The organism is Bradyrhizobium sp. AUGA SZCCT0431 (genome assembly GCF_018131065.1).
GTDB lineage: Bacteria > Pseudomonadota > Alphaproteobacteria > Rhizobiales > Xanthobacteraceae > Bradyrhizobium.
In genome coordinates this window covers 13,625-34,419 of record NZ_JAFCLR010000045.1, presented here as the reverse complement: position 1 = coordinate 34,419, position 20,795 = coordinate 13,625, and the positions used below count along the sequence as shown (strand labels likewise).

Here is a 20,795-nt window from a genome sequence, read left to right as displayed (position 1 = left end):
TTGCGCATCCTCTTCATCGGTGACGTCGTCGGCAAGACCGGCCGCACCGCTATTTCCGAGCATCTCCCCGGCATGGTCAGAGACTGGTCGCTCGATCTCGTCATCGTCAACGGCGAGAACGCAGCCGGTGGCTTCGGGATCACCGAGGCGATCTATCAGGATCTCCTCGACGCCGGTGCGGATGCGGTCACGCTCGGCAACCACGCCTGGAATCAGAAGGAGGCGCTGGTGTTCATCGAGCGCGCGCCGCGCCTGATCCGCCCCTTGAACTTTCCGCGCCATACGCCGGGCCGCGGCGCCGCGCTGATCGACACCAAGAACGGCAAGCGCGCGCTGGTCATCAACGCCATGGGCCGCGTCTTCATGGAGCCGCTCAACGATCCGTTCAACGCGGTCGGCAAGGAGCTCGACGCCTGTCCGCTGCGTGAAGCGGCCGACGCCATCGTGGTCGATTTCCACGGCGAGGCGACCAGCGAGAAACAGGGCATGGGATTTTTCTGCGACGGCCGCGCCAGTCTCGTGGTCGGCACCCACACCCACGTTCCGACCGCCGATCATCAGGTGCTGCCCGGCGGCACCGCCTATATGAGCGACGCCGGCATGACCGGCGATTATGATTCGATCATCGGCATGCAGAAGGAAGAGCCGCTGCACCGCTTCGTCACCGGCATTCCCTCCGGCCGATTCGAACCGGCGTTCGGTGTGGCGACACTAAGCGGCGTCGCGGTCGAAACCGACGATGCCACCGGGCTGGCGCTGCGAATCGCGCCGGTGCGGGCGGGCGGCAGGCTGGAGCCGGCGGTGCCGGGATTTTGGACCGGCCACTGAACGGGCGTGCGAGAAGGTGTGATGCAAAGGTTTCTAGTCGTCTTGCTGGCGTTGCTGCTGTCGCAGCCGGCGTCCGCGCAAAAGCTCACCCAGCGCCCGGTATCGCAGAACCCGGTGTCGCTGGAAGACATGACCGGGCGGCTGGAGAAGTCCGCGATCAACACGGCGAAGGTCGCGCCGAAGGGCGCGGCAAGAGGATCCTCGGTGGATTTCTCCTGGGCTTCCAGTGCGGAAGAATACCGCGCGCTCGCCAAGCATGTGCTCGTGCTCGTCAGCGTGGTGACGCAGGACTCGGCCGAGCTCCCGCTGCGCCGGGTCTATGTGAACATCGACGGCCGCGAAACCGAATTGGTCAGGTTGAGCAGCCAGCTCAGCGGCGTCCGGAAAGGCTCGAAGACCTATTCGATGCTCGGGCCCTATCGTGAGGACGGCTTCTACCTCGCGCCTGCCGGCACCATGATGGCGGACGGCTATCTGCAGGCCGATTTCGCGGTGCGGCGGAACGGCTTCAATCTCTACAAATTGCCGGGGACGCCGCCGGATTTCATCAAGGCGGACAGCAATCCGGTGCCCGGGCCCGACGCCAAGCCGGAAACGCCGGTGCTCAAGGCGATGCTGCTGCGCGAGTACAAGGGCTTCGAATTGCCCGCAGGCCTGCGCTAGCTGCGCGGCCTGCTACATTGGCTACGCGCTCAGTAGCGCGCCGGCACGTACATCTCCGCCGGGACCGGACCGCGCTGGTAATCCGGATTGCGCACGCGCGCTGGCAGGATGACGGGGGCCTGCGGGACCTCGTTGTAGGGAATCTGTTCAAGCAGATGGGCGATGCAGTTCAGCCGCGCCTTCTTCTTGTCGACGGCCTCGACCAGGTGCCACGGCGCTTCGGCAATATGGGTGCGCTCCAGCATCGCTTCCTTGGCCTTGGTGTATTGCTCCCAGCGGCTGCGCGCTTCCACGTCCATCGGGCTCAGCTTCCACTGCTTCAGGGGATCGTGGATCCGCATCGTGAAACGCAGATGCTGTACCTCGTCGGTGATCGAGAACCAGTATTTGATCAGGATGATGCCGGAGCGCACCAGCATGCGTTCGAATTCCGGCACCGAGCGGAAAAACTCCTCGACGTCGGCTTCGCTGCAAAATCCCATCACGCGCTCGACGCCGGCGCGGTTGTACCAGCTGCGGTCGAACAGCACGATCTCGCCGCCGGCCGGCAGATGCGAGACGTAACGCTGGAAATACCATTGGGTGCGTTCGCGCTCGTTCGGCGCCGGCAGTGCGGCGACGCGGCAGACCCGCGGGTTCAGCCGCTGCGTGATGCGCTTGATGACGCCGCCCTTGCCGGCGGAATCGCGTCCCTCGAAGATCACGACCACTTTCAGCTTCTGGTGCTGCACCCAGCTTTGCAGCTTCACCAGCTCGCCCTGCAGGCGGAACAGTTCCTTGAAATAAAGCCTTCGGTCGACGGTTTCCTCTGACGTATGGCCCTCGAATTCGTTGGTCAGTGCGTCGAGGCGATCGTCGTCGATCTCTAGTTCCAGTTCCTCGTCGAAACTGTCCATCATTTCCGCGTGGATGCGATCATGGATCGAGCCATTGAGTGGTTTTTCGGTCATCGAGATACTCCGCCCAGGGAAGCGCAAAGGAAATGCACGGCATCACCGTTAGTTTCAAATGCGCATGTCAGTGGTGTGACAGTGCACGCCGGGCAAAGCGTTTTGACGTCTGTCGTTCAGGATTGCCGGAAGCCCATGCGGAAAGCGCCCCAATGGCTGCCGCGCACGTGGATGGGCGAGGAGAGGTCTTTCATCAGCACGAAATTGCCGCCGCCCATGTCGCGGCGATAGGTCTGCAGCAGGAACGGTTTTGTGCTCGCGGCCACCTTCTTCACCGCGCGATCGCTGAACAGGCGGCGGTTGCGGCAATTGGCGTTGTTCCAGACGGGATCGGGCCCCTGCGGCAGGCGGTAGTTCGGATTGTGGGTCGGCAGATAGCCGCCCTTGGCCCAGGCGACGCAGAACACGATGCGCGGATCGCTCTTCTGGATCGGATCCTGGATGGAAGGCAGGACGCGGTCGGTGAAGGCGACATAGTCGGTCAGATATTGCTTCGGATCAGTACCGGATATTTCGCGGTATTTCTCGTCCATCAACTGATCGACCGTGATCTCGCCGCACGCGACGGCGGCCTCAAACGCGTCGGAAATCTGCTTTGCGGTATCCATCACCACGCGGATCAACGGCGCATCCGCCGTCTCGACGCCGCTGTCGGCGATCAGCACGATCAGGCCTTCCGACAGTTCGAGCAGTTTCGCCACCCGTCCGTCGGCCTGCTTCAGCTCGCTGGAAGACAAATCGACGCCTTGGGCAAGCTGGCCGAGTTCCTCGATCACGCGGTCGCAATGGCCGAGATTGGACGTCGCGGCTTTGGCGACGCCGTCGATCTCGTGGCCTACGGACGCGATGCCCTGATGCACGCGCGCGATGATGCCGCTGATCTGCTGTGCGCCTTCACCAGCGCTCTTGGCGCGGAGCGAGGCGTCGCTGCTCTCGCCGATCAGGCTGCCGATCTGGCCGTCGAGATCGCGCATGGTATCGGAAATCTGCTGCGTGGCCTGGCGAGTTCCTTCCGCCAGGCTCTTCACTTCGTTCGCGACCACGGCAAAGCCGCGGCCGGCGGTTCCGGCGCGCGCCGCCTCGATCGTGGCATTGAGCGCCAAAAGGTTAGTCTGCTTCGCAATCGCCTCGATCGAGCCGGAAACTTTTGCAACCTGCGACAGGGCCGAGCCGACGGCGCTGAGCCGGGCCTCGATGCGGCCGACCGCTTCGACGAGTTCGGCGATGTGATTGACGGCCGTATCCACCGCGCTGCGCGACTGAACGATCTCAACGACGGCTGCGGACGTGGTCGATTGCACCGCCTGCGATGCATTGGCGATGTCGCGGTTGGCCGAGACCATCGTCTGGGCCGTCTTCTGCAAGTGGTGGAACCGGTCCGACTGGTTCGCGACGCGGCTTGCGACCTCCTGGACGTTGCCGGCGATATCGGCAAGCTCCACGCCGAGCCCGCCGATGCGGTCGGCGAGCTGGTCAATGAGCCGTTCGGCCAGTGTGTGGTTGGATTGAGTGTCCAGGACTGCACGCTGCACAAAGGACATGCTCGAGCTTTCTCCAGTCAGAGCCGATGATCGGCCCACCGCGGCGAGCGCATTCCAATTCCAAGTCTAGAACGCGATTCGCGCCTTGCAGTCTTGCCTGAGAGCGAACTAGAGCGTTTTCCAGCGAAGCATGTCCATCGGAAACCAAAGGCTCTAGAGCCTGTAGGCCGTCCGGAAGCCGCCCCAGTGCCGGCCCTTGACGCGGATCGGCACGTCGATCTCGCGCATCATCACGGTGTTGCCGTTGCCCATGTCGCGGGCGTAGCTCTGCACCAGATAGGCGCGCTGGTTGCGGCCGGCGGCAAGGCCCGCGGGATCGTTGAAGATGCGGCGGTTGCGGCTGTTGGCGGTGTTCCAGGTGACGTCGCCGGGCCGCTGCGGGTGTGAATAGATCTTGTTGTGAACCGGCAGATAGCCGTTGGTGTCGATCATCGCGCAGAACGCCATGCGCTTGTCCCTGGCGAGGAAGGCCTCCTGGAACGGCGGCAGCGCGCGGTCAGCCCAGTCCAGAATTTTGGTGCGGTACTGCATCGGGTTGCTGCCTGATATTTCGACATAGTTGGTGTCGAACATGTCTTCCATCGAGATCGCGCCGCTGGCGACGCCCTGCTCGAAAATCCTGGTCAGCGCCGCGCCTGCTTCCATGGCGCGGGTGACGAACTCGGTGTTCTCGTCGTGGATCGCCCACAATTTGTCTTCGATCGCCTCGCGCAAAGCGGCATCCGGCCGCTCGAACTGCGCCTGCGCGCCGGCCTTGGAACGTTCACTGACGCGAATTTTGCAGGCGCCGATATCCGGCAGCGTGGCGTCGAGGCTTTGGTTTGGCGCCAACTTTTCCGCGTCGGGACCGCTGATCAGAATGCCGTCGATCGAAATCTCGTAAACCGTTGCGGTGATCAGGCCGCGCGGGGTCTGGATTTCGACCTTGAGGCTGCAGGGCAGCTTTTCCTGTTTGCGCTGGCCCTGGCGCTCGCTTTGGCGCAGCAGCACCGCGCAGCGCGATTTGAGCTTCTGCGCAAAGGTCGTGACCGCGCGGCCGGCATTGGCGACGCTTTCGCCATGGGCTTCGGCTTCCTTGGTCGCAATATCGATCTCGGTGGCGCTTTCGCCGACCGAGACGATGAAGCGCGAGGCGGAGGCGGCATTGTCGGACATTTCGCCGGTGGTCTGGCTTTGCTCGGCAACTGCGCCGTTGACGTTGTCGAACACCGGCCGGATCAATTCGATCGCCTGCGAAATCCGATGCACGGCGTCGACCGAGCCGGCGGCGTCGCGCTGCAGCGCTTCGATCTTCTTGGTGATTTCCTCGGTGGCGTTCTGGGTCTGCACCGCGAGCGCCTTTACCTCGGTGGCGACGACCGCAAAACCGCGCCCGGCTTCGCCGGCACGTGCGGCCTCGATGGTGGAATTGAGCGCCAGCAGCGTGGTCTGCCTTGCGATCTGCGCGATCAGATTGACGACATTGCCGATCGCCGCGGACGATTCGCGTAAGCGGTCCACATTGGCGCTGGCTTCGCGTGCGGCCTCGCTGGCCTGGTCGGCGAGCTTGCCGGCATCGCGCACCTGCTCGCCGATGCCCTGGGCCGAATGGGTGAATTTGTCGGCGGCCTGCGCGAAAGTGGTTGCGGTGCTCTGGGCTGCGGTGGTGCGGCCGGTCAGGGCATCGGTGCGGTGGCGGATGGTGGTCAGCGTCGCCGCGGTGGCCTCGGCGCCGCCGGCGACCGAATGGGCCGCGCGCTCGAGCTGGCGGATCATGCCGCCGAGTTCGAGTTCCAGCAGTTCAAGGATTTCCTTGGCCGAATCGCCTTCAGGGGTGCCGTCGGTCGCGGCTGCTGCCGTCGGAACCGCACCCGGATTAGCTACCGGATTCTTGGGTTCAACGGCAGGCGCGGCCGCCTCCGGCACTCGCTTTCGAAACAAACCGAACGCCATGGGCTCTCTTAACGGTTGGGGTCTCTTAAAAGTTGAGTAGGTGCGGCGCATCCTCTCATCCGGGCATGAAGTCATGGTTAACAACTGCCTGATATTCCGGCATACGGGCACTACTTAAGTACCAAAACGGCCGTGAATCTTTGATTTTGGCCGGTTGTCGGCCTATAAGGCCGCGTTTTCATCCAATCCGCTCACGAACGAATCCAAGAGACCCCGCATGGCCGGCCATTCCCAATTCAAGAACATCATGCACCGCAAGGGGCGGCAGGATGCCCAGAAGTCGAAACTGTTCGGCAAGCTGGCGCGGGAAATCACGGTCGCGGCCAAGATGGGCCAGCCCGATCCGGCGATGAACGCCCGGCTGCGCGCGGCGATCATTTCCGCTCGCCAGGAAAACATGTCGAAGGATTCGATTGAGCGCGCCGTGAAGAAGGCGAGCGGCGGCGAGGGCGAGAATTATGACGAGATCCGCTACGAGGGCTATGGCCCCGGCGGCGTCGCCGTGATCGTCGAGGCGCTGACCGACAACCGCAACCGCGCGGCCTCCGATATCCGCTCCTACTTCACCAAGTCCGGCGGCAACCTCGGCGAAACCGGATCGGTTTCCTTCATGTTCGATCACACCGGCATCATTGAATACGACGCCAAGGTCGCCTCCGACGATGCGATGCTGGATGCGGCGATCGAAGCCGGCGCCGACGACGTGATTTCGAGCGAGAACGGCCACGAAATCTATGCCTCCAAGGAAACGTTTCGCGAGGTCGCCAAGGCGCTGGAAGCGAAATTCGGCGAGGCCCGCAAGGCAGCGCTGACCTGGAAGCCGCAGAACACAGTGCCGGTCGACGATGAGACCGGCGAGAAGCTGCTCAAGCTGATCGACCATTTGAACGAGCACGACGACGTGCAGAACGTCTACGCCAATTTCGAGGTCTCGGACGCGCTGATGGCGAAGATGGGCGGGTAGCATCTCGATTGCCGCCCCATTTTCAACGGTCGTCGCCCGGCCTTGACCGGGCGATCCAGTACGCCGCGGCCTCTCGGCTCTTTCACAGCCGTCTCTGGAATACTGGATCCCCGCCTTCGCGGGGATGACAACGCGGGTCTTGCCGCCACGGCAGGGGATGACTGTTCTCTTTATGTTTCGTTCACGGTGCTCTGGCGTTATCACAGGCCATGACATCTCCTCCGATTCGCCAACCCGTCCGGATTATCGGCATCGACCCCGGCCTGCGCCGCACCGGCTGGGGCGTGATCGAGACCGAGGGTAACCGGCTGACCTTCATCGGCTGCGGCTCGGTAGAGCCGCCGGACGATCTGCCGCTGGCGAGCCGGCTGCTCGCGATCCACGAAGGCCTCGCCGCCGTGCTCGGCGACTACAGCCCCATGGAGGCTGCGGTCGAACAGACCTTTGTGAACAAGGACGGCGTCGCGACGCTAAAACTCGGGCAGGCGCGCGGCGTCGCCATGCTGGGGCCGGCGATGTTCGGCATATCGGTTGCCGAATACGCGCCCAACCAGGTCAAGAAGACCGTGGTCGGCGCCGGTCATGCCGACAAGAACCAGATCGCTGTCATGCTCAAGATCCTGCTGCCGAAGGCCGAGCCGAAATCCGCCGACGCCGCCGACGCGCTGGCGATCGCGATCACGCACGCCCATCACCGCGCCGGCACGGCGCTGCGGCTGAAGGTGGCAGGCCTATGATCGGTAAACTGAAAGGCCTGATCGACTCCTACGGCGAGGACTACGTGATCCTCGACGTCGGCGGCGTCGGCTATCAGGTGCATTGCTCGTCGCGCACGCTGCAGGCGCTTCCCGCGCCCGGCGAGGCCGCGGTGCTCTCGATCGAGACCTATGTGCGCGAAGACCAGATCAAGCTTTTTGGTTTCCGCGGCGACATCGAGCGCGAATGGTTCCGCCTGCTGCAGACCGTGCAGGGCGTCGGCGCCAAGGTGGCGCTGGCAGTGCTCTCGACGCTGCCGCCGGCCGAGCTTGCGAATGCGATCGCGCTGCGCGACAAGGCCGCGGTGACGCGCACGCCCGGCGTCGGGCCGAAAGTCGCCGAACGCATCGTCACCGAATTGAAGGACAAGGCGCCGGCATTCGCCAACGTCGATCCGGCGCTGGTGCATCTCTCCGGGGCCATCGACAATGACCGCGCGCCGCGCCCGGTCACCGACGCGATCTCGGCGCTGGTCAATCTCGGCTATGGTCAGCCGCAGGCGGCGGCGGCGATCGCCTCCGCCTCGCGCAGCGCCGGCGAGAATGCCGAGACCGCGCAGCTCATTCGGCTGGGGCTGAAGGAACTCGCGAAGTGAGTGAACTGAGCTGGAGTATTACAAAATGATTACGTGTTATCTGCGTTACCAGCTCGATCCGGACAAGCTCGCCGACTTCGAGGCTTACGGCGCGATGTGGCTTGAGCTGCTGCCGCGGTTCGGCGGCGTCCATCACGGCTACTTTCTGCCATCCGAAGGCGAGAGCGACGTCGCGTTGGCGATGTTCAGCTTTCCAAGCCTCGCGGCCTACGAACAATACCGCAAGGATGCCAGCACCGATCCCGACTGCCAGAAGGCGGTCGCCTTCGCACAGCGGACGCGCTGCTTCATCCGTTATGAACGGTCGTTTTTCCGGCCATTGTTTCCGAAAACGGCCGCATGAACACGCCCTCCCGCAACGTCACAGCCGAACGTCGCGACTATTCGGCAGGCGCCGTTGCCGGGCGTTTCGCGCGCGCGATCGGCATCGTCCTGATTTTCTCCGTTGCAGGACCGCTGACGATTGCGGCGCTGATTTCATTGATCGTGGTCGCATTCGGAGCCGCGCTGCTGCAGATGTTTCTCGCACTTCTCGAACTCGAAGCGCTGCGCACCCTGGCCTCTGTCGCGATCGTGCTGCTTGCCCTTGTCACGATGCTCGCGGCGTTTCTGCCATCGGTTGCTGCCGGCCTGATATTCGCATTGGCTGCGGTCTATGGCGGTATCAACATGATCTGGATGGCGTGGCTCGCTGCGGCCATTGCCGTCGCCGGTTTCGTCGTATTCGGCACCTTCATGGTGCCCTCGGAATCATCGGCCGTGATCTTGCCGGACGTCCGGTCTGCACGACAGGCGCTGTCGCTGTCAGCGATCCTCGCTGTGCTGGCGGTCATTCCGGCCAGCCTGTGCTGGTGGCTCGCGAAACCCCTGCATCGTGCTAGAACTGCCGCATGAACACGCCCTCCCGCATCGTCACCCCCGAACGCCGCAGCGACGATGTCGGCGACACCGCGCTGCGTCCGCAATTGCTGTCCGAATTCGTAGGCCAGGCGCAGGCGCGCAAGAACCTTTCGATCTTCATCGAGGCGGCGCGCAAGCGCGGCGAGGCACTCGATCACGTGCTGTTCGTCGGCCCTCCCGGCCTCGGCAAGACCACGCTGGCGCAGATCGTGGCGCGCGAACTCGGCGTCGGCTTTCGCGCCACTTCCGGTCCCGTGATCGCCAAGGCCGGCGACCTCGCAGCGCTGCTGACCAATCTCGAAGAGCGCGACGTGCTGTTCATCGACGAAATCCATCGCCTCAGCCCGGCGGTGGAGGAAGTGCTCTATCCTGCGATGGAGGACTTTCAGCTCGATCTCATCATCGGTGAGGGGCCGGCGGCGCGATCGGTAAAAATCGAGCTGGCGAAATTCACCCTCGTCGGCGCCACGACGCGCGCGGGCCTGCTCACCAATCCGCTGCGCGACCGCTTCGGCATTCCGGTGCGGCTGAATTTCTACACCGTGGAAGAGCTGGAGAAGATTGTCACCCGCGGCGCCCGTGTGCTCAACATCGGCATGACGCCTGACGGCGCCAACGAGATCGCGCGCCGCGCCCGCGGCACGCCGCGCATCGCCGGTCGGCTGCTGCGCCGGGTGCGGGATTTTGCGTCCGCCGCGGATGCCAGCTCTGTCGACCGCGCCATCGCCGACCATGCGCTGAGCGCGCTGGAAGTCGATGCCGCCGGCCTCGATGCGATGGACCGGCGCTATCTCTCGACCATCGCGCTGAACTATGGCGGCGGTCCGGTCGGCGTCGAGACCATGGCGGCGGCGCTGTCGGAGCCGCGCGATGCGATCGAGGACATCATCGAGCCGTTCCTGATCCAGTGTGGTTACCTGCAGCGCACCCCGCGCGGCCGGCTGTTGACCTCGCACGCCTTCAAACATCTCGGCCTCGCCGAACCCGCCCGCGATCCGGCGCAGTTCGGCTTGTTCGGCGGTGGCGACAGCGACGACTGAACTCTTTGATTTGAGCATAATCTCCGCGCAAACGCCTTGCGTTTGTCGCGAGGGAAAACCGGTCCCCACTTTTCCGGATTATGCTCGTTCGAACCGGATCGGCCCAATCACGCACTAACAGAGAATATCAACAAGCCGGCGGCGCGCGCATCGCGCGGGACCGGCTGTTTTTGCCGTGGAGTGCCAGATGAAATCGACCGAAGACGCCAAGGTGCTGGCCGTTGTCGCGGCGGCGCCGGAACTGGGCACGCCCGACGATACCGACACCTTCCTCAACGCGATGCCTGTCGACGAACTGGCCTCATTGTGGGCTGTGCTGCAGCGGCTGAGCAAGCGCGACCAGACCTCCGGCGCCTGGGCGGCCAAGCTCTATTTCGATCATCTGCCGCACCGCAAGCCGGATCGCGCGCTCGATCTTGCGCTTGAAGTGCTGCGCAGTGAATCCGACAAGCCGACCGTGATGCAGCTCAATGAAAAGTTCATGATGTCGCTGATGTATGCCCACGGCGAAAGCGTGATCGACCGGATCGAGGCCGAGGCGAAGGATAACGCCCGGCTGCGCTGGCTGCTCGGCGGCATTCTGCTCGGTCCAAACGAGCCGTTGAAGCAACGCATCCTGGCGGTCGCCGACCTCAAGGGCTGGAAGGCCGACGACATCGCGCGACGGACCCCAAAACAGCCGCTCGATTGCGAAGCCATGACGCTGCCGGAGTTGGCTCGCGCCTGGGTCGAGCAACATTCAAAATCCGACCGCAACCGCGATGACAATTTCTTTGCGATGATGGATTATGAGAGCGAATTGCGTGGTGAGGATCCTGACAGGGCGATTGATCTGATCGTCGCGATCCTCGAGATCGAGACCAACCCGGCGCTGCTTTCGCTGCTCGCCGCCGGTCCGCTCGAGGATGTCATCAGCATGGAAACCATCGACCGTATCGAGCGCGAGGCGCAGGCCAGCGACCGTTTTCGAGATCTTTTGGGCGGCGTCTGGTACTATCGCGCCTCCGACGAATTGAGGGCCCGGCTCGACGCGCTGGTCGGAGAGAACAGGTGGTAACCTTAATGCGACTGCTGACGATCTGCACAAACGCACCCCAATTCCGGCTCAATACCCGCCCATGTTTGCGATGCATCACGATTGACCCGCCATGATTTCACGCCGACATTTCTTTCGACTCTTTGGTGGATTGGGCGCCCTCGGCGTCACGACCACGGCCTACGGATTCTCCGAACCCGCGCTGCAGCTTCGCGTCACGCGCTACAACCTTGCGCCGCCGCAATGGCCCACCGATCTCAAGCTCAAGATCGCCGTCATCACCGATCTGCACGCCTGCGATCCCTGGATGTCGCTCGACCGCATCCAGGGGATCGTCGAGCGAGCCAACGCACTGAAGGCCGACGTCATCGTCATGCTCGGCGACTACGTGGCCGGGCACCGCAAGGTGACGCGCTTCATCCCGGCCGATGAATGGGCGCCGGTGCTGGCCGGGCTGAAGGCCCCGCTCGGCGTGCACGCCATTCTCGGCAATCATGATTGGTGGGATGACAAGGAAGTGCAGCGCGAAGGCAAGGGGCACACCTTCGCCCGCCGCGCGCTGGAGGCGTCAGGTATTCCGGTTTACGACAACGACGCCAGGCGTCTCACCAAGGACGGGCGTTCGTTCTGGTTGGCTGGCCTTGGCGATCAACTGGCCTATTTCCCGGCACGCCGTTTCCGCCCGGTGCGGCGTATCGGCGTTGACGATCTCGGGGCTACGCTGGCGAAGGTCACCGATGACGCGCCGATCATTCTGCTGGCGCATGAGCCCGACATCGCCAAGCGCGTGCCGTCGCGGGTGTCCCTGCAGCTCTCCGGCCATACCCATGGCGGTCAGGTGCGTTTGCTGGGCTGGTCGCCAGTCGCACCGTCCGGCCAGCGGCTCTCTTATGGCCACATCCGCATGAAGCACGACATCGTCGTCTCCGGTGGCCTTGGCTGCAGCATCATGCCGTTCCGCATCGGCGTTCCCCCGGAGATCGTGCTGGTGACGCTGGGCGGGCAGGGCCCGGTGGTAGCGTAATCCGCCGCAGGCGTTACGCTTGCGCGGCAGGCGGATTTTGCGCAAAACGATGGCTTTCCAGGCGATCGAGGGCCGCAATTGACTTTACCCCACATCGACGGCGCGGTCCGCGACGGCCGCCATCACATGCAGGTCCGCGTCTATTACGAGGATACGGATTTCTCCGGCATCGTCTATCACGCCAATTATCTGCGCTTCATGGAGCGCGGCCGCACCAACCATCTGCGGCTGATGGGCGCCGATCAGCATGCGCTGTTCGAGCAGGCGCAAGCGGAGACGCCGGGCTTTGCCTTCGTGGTCCGCTCGATGGAGATCGATTTCCTGCGCCCGGCGCGGATGGACGATCTGCTCGACGTGGTGACCTGGCCGATCGCGGTGAAGGGCGCCTCGATCACGCTGGCGCAGGAAGTGCGGCGCGGCGAAGAGGCGCTGGTCACTGCCAAGGTGCGCGTCGCGTTCATCTGCGAGGGGCGGGCGCAGCCGATCCCGAAATCGCTGCGGCAGCTGCTGAAGGCCGATCTGGATTGATTTCGCCGAATACTTGACTCGCTGTACCGATCGGTACAGTCTCCGGCTCTGTTCGAAGCTGGAGATACCCGATGTCGCGTCCGCCATTGCCGCCGTTCACGCGAGAGACCGCCGCCCAGAAAGCCCGCATGGCGGAGGACGCCTGGAATTCGCGCGATCCGGAGCGCGTGGCGCTGGCCTATACCGAGGACAGCCGCTGGCGTAACCGCGCCGAATTTTTCGAAGGCCGCGCCGCGATCGTCGCTTTCCTCACCCGTAAATGGGCGAAGGAGCACGAATACCGCCTGATCAAGGACCTCTGGGCCTTCGATGCCAACCGCATCGCGGTGCGCTTTCAGTATGAATGGCACGACGCTGCCGGGCAGTGGCACCGCTCCTACGGCAACGAGCAATGGGAGTTCGACGAGCACGGCCTGATGCGCCGGCGCGAGGCCAGCATCAACGATGTCGAGATTGCCGAGAAAGACCGCCGCTTTCATTGGGCCGCGCCTGGACCGCGTCCGGCGGATGTCGCGGGCTTGAGCGAGAGCCCGTTCTAGCGGAGCCATGGCCAAAACCGTTTCCGAACGCGCCGATCTGTTGCCGCTGCTGGGCGAGGTCTTTCGTAGCCACGGTTACGAGGGCGCGACGCTGGCGTTGATCAGTAAGGCCACCGGCCTTGGTAAGGGCAGCCTCTATCATTTCTTCCCCGACGGCAAAGCGCAGATGGCGGCGGAAGTATTGGCCGAGATCGATCACTGGTTCGAGGTCAATATCTTTGCAGTCCTGCGCAAGTCCGATGATCCGGCACTTGCGATTGCTGAAATGATTGCGGGGGTCGACCGCTATTTCCGCTCGGGCCACCGCGTCTGCCTGGTCGGCGTGATTGCGCTGGGGGCATCGCGGGATATTTTCAGCTCGCAGGTGCAGGATTATTTCAGCCGCTGGAACGATGCGCTGGCGCAGACGCTGCGGCGCGCTGGCTTCAGTGCAGGCGTTGCGCGGCGGCGCTCCGCCGATGCGCTGCTGACCATTCAGGGCGCGCTGGTGCTGGCGCGGGCGCTCGACGATGCCAAAGTGTTCGGGCAGGCGATGGCGGATATGAAGGCGCGTTTGCTGGCGAAATGAGATTGGTGCAACTCACCATCCGCGTCGTCCCGGCCTTGAGCCGGGACCCATAACCACAGGGAGCGGTTTTGCGAAAGGCGTCAACCAAACTGCCCAACCGAAAGATTTCGCGGTGTGGGTCCCGGCCTTCGCCGGGACGACTCGTGGTGAGATAGTGCCTTACGCCGCCGCCTTGTGGCGCGCGATCTCAGCCTTGTAGAGGTCGAACTCCTCGGCCAGCGCTTTCGCCACGCTTGGCCGCTTCTTCATCCGCTCGAGATAGTCCTTCACGGCCGGATATTTCGAAAAGTCGATCATCGGGGTGGCGATGCTCCAGTTCAGCACGGTGGTGAGATAGGCGTCCGCCACGCTGAAATGATCGAGCACGAATTCACGCCCCTCGAGATATTTGTTGAGGTAGTCGAGGCGCGAAAGATACCGCTCCAGCGTATAGGCCTTGACCTCCGCCGGCACGGTCTTGCCGAGCAGCGGCGTGAACAGGCCCTTGTGCAGTTCGGTACCGATGAAGCACAGCCATTGCTGCAGCTTCGAGCGTTCAATGCCGGGTCTGGCGCCGATATTGGAATCGGACAACCGCTCGGCGACGTGCTGCAGGATCGCGGCGTTCTCGGTCAGCGTCACGCCATCGTCGGTCCGCACCACGGGCACGAGGCCGAGCGGATTGACCGCGTAGAAATCCGAATCGTCCTTCAACACGCGTTTGGTCTTGGGGTCGACCTCGATGAAGTTGGCCTGGCTGCCGGCCTCATACAGCGCGATCCTGGTTGCCATCGAGCAGGCGAGGGGCGAGAAATAAAGGTCCATGGTCGAATCTCCCTTGGGGTTTCGGTCTTGAGTTTCAGTCCTGGGGTTGGGCACTGGGTTCAGGCGGTCGCGACGGCTGAGCTTGATTTATGTACCGCTTCGTATAAATAAGCGTCAAGGATTATTTGCAGGATGGTACAAAAAAGGAAACCGCCGGCGCCGCGGGCCCAGACCAAGGCCAGGACGGAGTCTTCAAAGACCGAGCCTCCAAAGCCTCGGTCTGCGAAACCGCAGCCGCCGTCTGGCGGCGTCCCACCAAAACGCCGCGGCCGGCCGCGCGCCTATGAGCCCGACGTGGCGCTGTCCCGCGCGCTAGATGTGTTCTGGAAGGACGGATTTGCCGCGACCTCGCTCGACGATCTCAGCGCCGCCACCGGCATGAACCGGCCGAGCCTCTATGGCGCGTTCGGCGACAAGCGCGAACTCTACAAGAAGACCTATGAGAGCTACCGCAACCGCGCCCGCGCGCGGATGGGCGAAGCCTTCGCGGCCGACATGCCGCTGCGGCCGATGCTGCTTCGCATCTACGGCATCGCGCTCGACATGTATCTGTCGGGCGAGGGCGGCCCGCGCGGCTGTTTCACTGTGATGACCGCGACCTCGGAAGCGGTGTTCGACCCTGACATCCGCGCCCTGGTGGTCAGCGGCCTCGTCGAGATGGACCGCTTCTTCGCCCGCCTGTTCAAGATCGCACAGGAGCGCGGCGAACTGCCGGCCTCCGCCGATCCGCAAGTGCTGGCGAGCCTGGCGTCGGCGACGATCCACTCCATCGCAATCCGCGCCCGCGCCCAGATGCCGCGCGCGGAACTGGAAGCGCTCGTCAACGGCGCGGTCGATGTGATGGTGCGGGGGTAGCACCGGTGTCGTCCCGGCCTTGAGCCGGGACCCATACGCCGCGGCGGATGTTGTCGGATATGAAAGGCAACGATCAGTGTGCAAACCAACAATCGCTGGTGGCTATGGGTCCCGGCCTTCGCCGGGACGACATCTGAATCAATACCCCCGCCCGCGATCCACTACATTGTCGAGTGCGCCGCCGGCTTCAAAGCGTTCGATCTGGCGCGCGACATATTTCGAGATTTCCTCAGGATCGGTGTCGGCGGCGTTGTGCGGGGTCAGCACCACCTTCGGATGGGTCCAGAACGGGCTATCGGCGGGCAGCGGTTCGGTCACGTAGACGTCGAGCGAGGCGCCGCCGAGCGTGCCGTCTTCCAGGCAGCTCAAAATGTCGGCTTCGTTCTGCAAGCCGCCGCGGCCCGCATTGATCAAAACCGGCGCGCCCATCGGGCTGCTGCGGTTGAGTTTTTCGAACATCCCGCGGTTGAGGATGTTTCGCGTATCCGCCGTCAGCGGCAGCAGGCAGACCAGGATGTCGGTTTGGCGCAAAAACGCTTCCAGTTGCGGCTCGCCGTGAAAGCAGGGGACGCCGGCGATTTCCTTGGGGCTCCGGCTCCAGCCGACGACCTTGAAGCCGACGTGCTTGAGGACGCCGGCGGCATGGGCGCCCAGCGCGCCCAATCCCATGATGCCGACGGTGATCGCGCCCGCCGCCCATTGCGGCTGCGGCGACCAGCGTTTCACCCGCTGGCTCTCGCGCAGATAAAGCTCCTGCCGGTGATGCATCAGCGCGTGCAGCACGACATATTCCGTCATCCGCTCGGTCAAATCGGGGACCGCGACCCGCACCAGCGGCACGTCGGGCAGCGTAGAATCCACCATCAGTGCGTCGACGCCAGCGCCGAGATTGAAGATGATACGCAAATTCCTGAAAGCGGCGAGCTCCCCCGGCTTCGGCTTCCACACCGCGGCATAATGGACCTCGGCCGGGTCGAACGATGGATCCGGCATCTCCACCACGAGGCGGTCCGGGCAGACGTCGCCAAACCGCTTCATCCACCGCGACGCTGCCCAGTTATCAGTCCCGCCACGCACCAGCAGCGCGAGCGCCTCCTTTTTCATTGATTTTCCCTTCGTATCGCCACGCTGTGTGACCGGTACCTTCCGATGGATTGAACCCTTCCTCTAACCTCCTTTCTTCAAGCAAGGGAGATACCAAATGGCCAAATTCATCTGATTCCGGCTGTGGTCATGGCTGTCATGCACCTACCGGCATTTCAATCCGCCGCCGGCGCCGATTGTCGGTCTCTGACGGGGCACGGAACACTCGAAAATTTCTTTCGCTCCCCTGTCGGCAGCGGGCATAATCGTTCGTCATACTAACGAACGGAGATGCCGGTCGCATGCTGTACGCCATCCTTTGCTATCACGACGAAGATTTTACGGGTTCCTGGACCAAGGAACAGGACGCCGCGGTCATGACCAAACTGCGGGTCGTGCAGGACAAGCTCTCCAAGCAGGGCCGGCTCGGTCCGGTGGCGCGGCTGTTGCCGACCACGGCGGCGACCACCTTGCGCAAGGACGATCCTCCGGTCGTGATCGACGGCCCCTATGCCGAGACCAAGGAGCAATTGCTCGGCTTCTATGTCGTCGATTGCAAGAACCTCGACGAGGCGCTCGATGTCGCGCGCGATCTCGGCAAGGCCAATCCCGGCGGCGCCTATGAGATCCGTCCGGTCGGCATGTTCACGCCGGGGAGTGTAACGACATGACCGACACCGCCTGGATCGATAGCGCGCTGACCTCGGCGCGTCCCCAGGCGGTCGGCGCGCTGCTGCGCTATTTCCGCAATCTCGACACCGCCGAGGAAGCCTTCCAGAACGCCTGCCTGCGGGCGTTGAAGAGCTGGCCGCAGAACGGCCCGCCGCGCGACCCCGCGGCGTGGCTGATCATGGTCGGGCGCAACGTCGCGATCGACGACATCAGGCGAGGCCGCAAGCAGGAGCCGCTGCCCGAGGACGATCACGCGATCTCGGATACCGACGATGCCGAGGAGCAGCTCGCCGAGCGGCTCGACGGCTCGCATTACCGTGATGACATTCTGCGGCTGCTGTTCATCTGCTGCCATCCGGATTTGCCGGCGACGCAGCAGATCGCGCTGGCGCTGCGCATCGTCTCGGGCCTCTCCGTCAAACAGATCGCGCGCGCCTTCCTGGTTTCGGAAGCCGCGATGGAGCAGCGCATCACGCGTGCAAAAGCCCGCGTCGCGGACGCCGATGTGCCGTTCGAGACGCCGGGCGCGGTGGAGCGCACCGAGCGGCTGGCTGCGGTCGCCGCGATGATCTATCTGATCTTCAACGAGGGCTATTCGGCGAGCGGCGATACCGCCGAGATCCGCAGCCCGCTGTGCGAGGAGGCGATCCGGCTGGCGCGGCTGTTGCTGCGGCTGTTCCAGAGCGAGCCCGAGATCATGGGACTGACCGCGCTGCTGTTGCTGCAGCACGCGCGCGCCGCGGCGCGGTTCGATGCCGACGGCGCGGTGATCCTGCTCGACGATCAGGATCGTACGCTGTGGAATAGTAAGATGATCGCCGAGGGGCTGGCGCTGATCGACAAGGCGATGCGCCATCGCCGCAGCGGGCCCTATCAAATTCAGGCGGCGATATCTGCCCTGCATGCCCGCGCCGAAAAGCCTGAGGATACCGACTGGACCCAGATCGATCTGCTGTATGGCGCGCTCGAAATCATGCAGCCGTCGCCCGTCGTGACGCTGAATCGCGCGGTCGCCGTTTCGAAGGTGAAAGGTCCCGAAGCTGCGCTCGACATGATCGAGCCGCTGGCGGCGCGGCTGTCGAATTATTTTCATTACTTCGGCGTGCGCGGCGCCTTCCTGATGCAGCTCGGGCGCAATGACGAAGCCCGTGTCGCCTTCGACCGCGCCATCGCGCTGGCCAATACCTCGGCCGAGGCCGCCCATATCCGCATGCATCTCGACCGCCTGATGCGCGACAGCAAGCCGCGCGGCGTCAAGACGGGGAAGTAGACCTCTGCTTCACGCGGCAACAGGCATCCGGCCTCCCGGATTTGAACCACGCCCAGACGCCCGCGACTAACCGGCAAAGGTGGAGCATGGGCCTGGTGATGATCGATACTTTGCGAAAAGTCGCTTTCGGCGAGCCTGCCAGCGCCAGATTTTTCTGCCTGCGCTGGATCGCGCGGCCGCTTCTGTTCGCTTTACCCATTCCTTTCGTTGCGGCGTGGGCCGACATCCAGCCAAGCTGGAACATGTTTGTGTGGACGGTGTTCTGCGTGGCCTGGTCTGATTGCGTGGATGGAATTGGAAAACAGGATCGATAGCTAACGCCTGGAGGACGGTTTCCGCCTGGGCTGAAGCGCCGCCGGAAATGGCGCGCTCACAACGGAATCAATCTTGTCGCAAATCGTCTTTCCAAGGCCGCAATAATACCGTGACGCGGCGAGCGCGCACCTGACCCGGTTGTCGCGCCGCGCCATCTTGATGATCTTGTCGACCAGTTGCGGCGGCGCGACATGAAGCAGGGACGCCAGATCGCCCCGGCCGATCTCCGCTTGCTCCTCGAGGCTTGCGCCCTGCAGAGCGTCCAGGATCGAATCAAGCTCTAATTGCGGATCCATGTCCTTCCACTCTCGTTCGAGATGAACGGACCTATGTCGCTTCTACCTCGCGTGAGGTTCGACAAGCACCGGCGGCGACGATCAGGCGGCGTTCGGAACCGTCTTCGCCGCATTGCGCATCACGCCGGCGACCGCTGTGTATGCCGCGATCCAGGCGTCCTGCACAGGCGGCGTCCAGGCGGTTTGCAAGCCTTGTTCGAGCGTCCACAGCAAGGCGGCGCCGACCGAGTCGTAATGCTTGTCGAGGACGCCGTAAGCGACATGTTTCTTGCCGAGCGTTTCCAGCACCGGGATCAGCGGCGCGAGGTTATCGAGACCCGCGATCACGGTCGCCAGCGCCTGCATCAGCTTCTTGCGCTGCTCTGGCATATCGGTGCTCTTGAACATAGGGCGCGTCGAGGGGTCGATTTCGAACAGCCGGCCGTAGAACAATTTCGCGGCGGTATCGGCGATCGGGACCACCAGGTCCCAGGTCATTTTGACAAGCGCTTTCTGTTCGGGGGTCATGGCCGTGCTCCGCAATGAATGATTTAAATGAGGGTCTTCAATGAAATTGGCGTTGGTCGCACTTCGCTGTGAAAGGCCGCGCGTGAGCTGCGGCCCTCAATTAACCCCGCTGAGAGTACGCGTCCGGGAGCCGGCGTTCCCTCAACGGCGCTTGCGCAGCGAGGGCGCGCAGGCCGTATGCAACAGCAGAATAAATTGCTGCCGCGAGAGTTCCGACACCGCCGCCGATGACGATCATGGCGTAGGACATCGAGTTTTCAAGTGCAGGCGGCTCGCCAAGGCCGGCATTCGGGAGCGCCGAGTCCCGATTGGTTTTGACAAGCGTCTTTTGTTCACAGGACATTGGTCATGCTCCAGAATGGATAGGTTTTGCCGGGGTGGCGGTCTCAATGGACAGCCGTTAGTCGCGCCTTGCCGATGAAAGGTTCGTGCGAAGCGCGCGGTTAATTCAAACGCGCACCGCTTGTTTCAAGCATGAAATCGACCATGGTGATGTGTGCCATCTCGATCTGAGATGTCTTTGTCAGAGGCCGGGTTGGCCTGGCGCGCGCCGCTTCATGTGGCGCTCGTCATGCCGCCTGTATGGCGTGAGTGCCCGTCGCTGGCTGCCCGTGAAAAAGTTCTTCCCACCTGTCTGTTTGCGTCAGGCTCGTTCGTCCTGGAATTGTGCAAATGACAGGAGAAAGCCATGTCCACCATGTCTGCGACCGCCGAAACCGCGCCGGTCGGCAAAACCGCCCGCTGGACCGGCCGTATTCTCTCCGGCCTGGTCATCGTGTTCCTGCTGTTCGACGGCGCCATCAAGCTGGTGCCGTGGCCGGTCGTCACGGAAACGATGGACAAGATGGGTTATGGTTCGAGCGAAACGCTGGCGCGCAGCCTCGGCATCATCACCATCGTCTGCACCGTGCTGTATTCGGTGCCGCCGACATCGATCCTCGGCGCCATCCTGCTGACCGGTTATCTCGGCGGCGCGATGGCATCCCATGTCCGGATCGACAGCCCGCTGTTCACCCACACGCTGTTCGGGCTTTATCTCGGCCTGATGGTATGGGGCGGGCTGTGGCTGCGCGATCCGGCCTTGCGCAATTTCATTCCTTTCCGCCGCCGACTTGCATCATAATCACCA

General features: G+C 63.4%; 25 protein-coding genes. 18 read left to right on the top strand and 7 right to left on the bottom strand.

Annotation, left to right across the window (positions count from 1 at the left end):
- Both JQ567_RS31675 and JQ567_RS31670 read left to right on the top strand, forming a co-directional pair.
- Nucleotides 1-828, top strand: a complete 828-nt coding sequence (locus JQ567_RS31675) for a TIGR00282 family metallophosphoesterase (protein ID WP_212442466.1) — start codon at nt 1-3, stop codon at nt 826-828.
- A 21-nt stretch (nt 829-849) separates the two neighbouring features.
- Nucleotides 850-1,491, top strand: coding sequence for a hypothetical protein (locus JQ567_RS31670; RefSeq protein WP_212442465.1), 642 nt, complete (start codon nt 850-852; stop codon nt 1,489-1,491).
- Between the two features lie 29 nt (nt 1,492-1,520).
- Here the strand turns inward: JQ567_RS31670 and ppk2 are convergent, their stop codons facing one another.
- The 3 genes from ppk2 to JQ567_RS31655 form a co-directional block, all read right to left on the bottom strand.
- Nucleotides 1,521-2,441 carry a polyphosphate kinase 2 gene (ppk2, locus tag JQ567_RS31665; protein ID WP_212442464.1) on the bottom strand — a complete coding sequence of 307 codons (921 nt, stop codon included), beginning with the start codon at nt 2,439-2,441 and terminating at the stop codon, nt 1,521-1,523.
- A gap of 116 nt (nt 2,442-2,557) precedes the next feature.
- On the bottom strand, nt 2,558-3,982 hold the full coding sequence (locus JQ567_RS31660; RefSeq protein ID WP_212442463.1) for a methyl-accepting chemotaxis protein: 1,425 nt from the start codon (nt 3,980-3,982) through the stop codon (nt 2,558-2,560).
- Nucleotides 3,983-4,135: 153 nt separating this feature from the next.
- Entirely contained in the window at nt 4,136-5,914 is a 1,779-nt protein-coding gene (locus JQ567_RS31655; protein WP_212442462.1) for a methyl-accepting chemotaxis protein, read from the bottom strand.
- 217 nt (nt 5,915-6,131) lie between these two features.
- On the opposite strand from JQ567_RS31655, the gene JQ567_RS31650 reads away from it, so the two are divergent.
- From JQ567_RS31650 to JQ567_RS31600, 11 genes are all read left to right on the top strand, one after another.
- Nucleotides 6,132-6,878: a YebC/PmpR family DNA-binding transcriptional regulator gene (locus tag JQ567_RS31650; protein WP_212213163.1), complete on the top strand. Its 747-nt coding sequence runs from the start codon at nt 6,132-6,134 to the stop codon at nt 6,876-6,878.
- A 209-nt stretch (nt 6,879-7,087) separates the two neighbouring features.
- Entirely contained in the window at nt 7,088-7,615 is a 528-nt protein-coding gene (gene ruvC / locus JQ567_RS31645) for a crossover junction endodeoxyribonuclease RuvC (RefSeq protein WP_212442461.1), read from the top strand.
- Complete coding sequence (ruvA, locus tag JQ567_RS31640) at nt 7,612-8,229, top strand: Holliday junction branch migration protein RuvA (RefSeq protein WP_209837862.1); 618 nt, start codon at nt 7,612-7,614, stop codon at nt 8,227-8,229. The genes ruvC and ruvA overlap by 4 nt, the downstream gene beginning before the upstream one ends.
- Before the next feature lie 25 nt (nt 8,230-8,254).
- Entirely contained in the window at nt 8,255-8,572 is a 318-nt protein-coding gene (locus JQ567_RS31635) for an NIPSNAP family protein (protein WP_212442460.1), read from the top strand.
- Nucleotides 8,569-9,123, top strand: coding sequence for a hypothetical protein (locus tag JQ567_RS31630; RefSeq protein WP_212442459.1), 555 nt, complete (start codon nt 8,569-8,571; stop codon nt 9,121-9,123). Before JQ567_RS31635 ends, JQ567_RS31630 begins: the two co-directional genes overlap by 4 nt.
- Nucleotides 9,120-10,169: a Holliday junction branch migration DNA helicase RuvB gene (ruvB, locus tag JQ567_RS31625; RefSeq protein ID WP_212032928.1), complete on the top strand. Its 1,050-nt coding sequence runs from the start codon at nt 9,120-9,122 to the stop codon at nt 10,167-10,169. The genes JQ567_RS31630 and ruvB overlap by 4 nt, the downstream gene beginning before the upstream one ends.
- A gap of 187 nt (nt 10,170-10,356) precedes the next feature.
- Nucleotides 10,357-11,226 carry a DUF6869 domain-containing protein gene (locus tag JQ567_RS31620; RefSeq protein WP_212442458.1) on the top strand — a complete coding sequence of 290 codons (870 nt, stop codon included), beginning with the start codon at nt 10,357-10,359 and terminating at the stop codon, nt 11,224-11,226.
- Between the two features lie 91 nt (nt 11,227-11,317).
- Nucleotides 11,318-12,229: a metallophosphoesterase gene (locus tag JQ567_RS31615; protein WP_212442457.1), complete on the top strand. Its 912-nt coding sequence runs from the start codon at nt 11,318-11,320 to the stop codon at nt 12,227-12,229.
- Between the two features lie 78 nt (nt 12,230-12,307).
- Nucleotides 12,308-12,757, top strand: coding sequence for a tol-pal system-associated acyl-CoA thioesterase (ybgC, locus tag JQ567_RS31610; protein ID WP_212442456.1), 450 nt, complete (start codon nt 12,308-12,310; stop codon nt 12,755-12,757).
- Nucleotides 12,758-12,828: 71 nt separating this feature from the next.
- Nucleotides 12,829-13,296: a nuclear transport factor 2 family protein gene (locus JQ567_RS31605; protein ID WP_212442455.1), complete on the top strand. Its 468-nt coding sequence runs from the start codon at nt 12,829-12,831 to the stop codon at nt 13,294-13,296.
- A gap of 7 nt (nt 13,297-13,303) precedes the next feature.
- On the top strand, nt 13,304-13,864 hold the full coding sequence (locus tag JQ567_RS31600; RefSeq protein WP_212442454.1) for a TetR/AcrR family transcriptional regulator: 561 nt from the start codon (nt 13,304-13,306) through the stop codon (nt 13,862-13,864).
- A gap of 159 nt (nt 13,865-14,023) precedes the next feature.
- Here JQ567_RS31600 and JQ567_RS31595 read toward each other — a convergent pair whose 3' ends face one another.
- Nucleotides 14,024-14,668, bottom strand: coding sequence for a glutathione S-transferase family protein (locus JQ567_RS31595; RefSeq protein ID WP_212032922.1), 645 nt, complete (start codon nt 14,666-14,668; stop codon nt 14,024-14,026).
- A gap of 132 nt (nt 14,669-14,800) precedes the next feature.
- Here JQ567_RS31595 and JQ567_RS31590 point away from each other — a divergent pair, with 132 nt between their 5' ends.
- Nucleotides 14,801-15,523, top strand: a complete 723-nt coding sequence (locus JQ567_RS31590; protein ID WP_212442453.1) for a TetR/AcrR family transcriptional regulator — start codon at nt 14,801-14,803, stop codon at nt 15,521-15,523.
- Nucleotides 15,524-15,661: 138 nt separating this feature from the next.
- Here JQ567_RS31590 and JQ567_RS31585 read toward each other — a convergent pair whose 3' ends face one another.
- Nucleotides 15,662-16,627 carry a glyoxylate/hydroxypyruvate reductase A gene (locus tag JQ567_RS31585; protein WP_212442452.1) on the bottom strand — a complete coding sequence of 322 codons (966 nt, stop codon included), beginning with the start codon at nt 16,625-16,627 and terminating at the stop codon, nt 15,662-15,664.
- Between the two features lie 281 nt (nt 16,628-16,908).
- On the opposite strand from JQ567_RS31585, the gene JQ567_RS31580 reads away from it, so the two are divergent.
- The 3 genes from JQ567_RS31580 (at nt 16,909) to JQ567_RS31570 (ending at nt 18,862) form a co-directional block, all read left to right on the top strand.
- Complete coding sequence (locus JQ567_RS31580; RefSeq protein WP_212442451.1) at nt 16,909-17,277, top strand: YciI family protein; 369 nt, start codon at nt 16,909-16,911, stop codon at nt 17,275-17,277.
- Complete coding sequence (locus JQ567_RS31575; protein ID WP_212442450.1) at nt 17,274-18,548, top strand: RNA polymerase sigma factor; 1,275 nt, start codon at nt 17,274-17,276, stop codon at nt 18,546-18,548. The genes JQ567_RS31580 and JQ567_RS31575 overlap by 4 nt, the downstream gene beginning before the upstream one ends.
- 86 nt (nt 18,549-18,634) lie before the next feature.
- Complete coding sequence (locus JQ567_RS31570; protein ID WP_212442449.1) at nt 18,635-18,862, top strand: hypothetical protein; 228 nt, start codon at nt 18,635-18,637, stop codon at nt 18,860-18,862.
- On the opposite strand, the gene JQ567_RS31565 is transcribed toward JQ567_RS31570, so the two are convergent.
- Entirely contained in the window at nt 18,863-19,159 is a 297-nt protein-coding gene (locus JQ567_RS31565; protein WP_212442448.1) for a hypothetical protein, read from the bottom strand.
- An 81-nt stretch (nt 19,160-19,240) separates the two neighbouring features.
- Entirely contained in the window at nt 19,241-19,666 is a 426-nt protein-coding gene (locus JQ567_RS31560) for a globin family protein (protein WP_212442447.1), read from the bottom strand.
- Between the two features lie 697 nt (nt 19,667-20,363).
- On the opposite strand from JQ567_RS31560, the gene JQ567_RS31555 reads away from it, so the two are divergent.
- A complete protein-coding gene (locus JQ567_RS31555; protein WP_212442487.1) occupies nt 20,364-20,789 on the top strand; it encodes a DoxX family protein in 426 nt (141 codons plus the stop codon).
- Nucleotides 20,790-20,795: the final 6 nt, after the last annotated feature.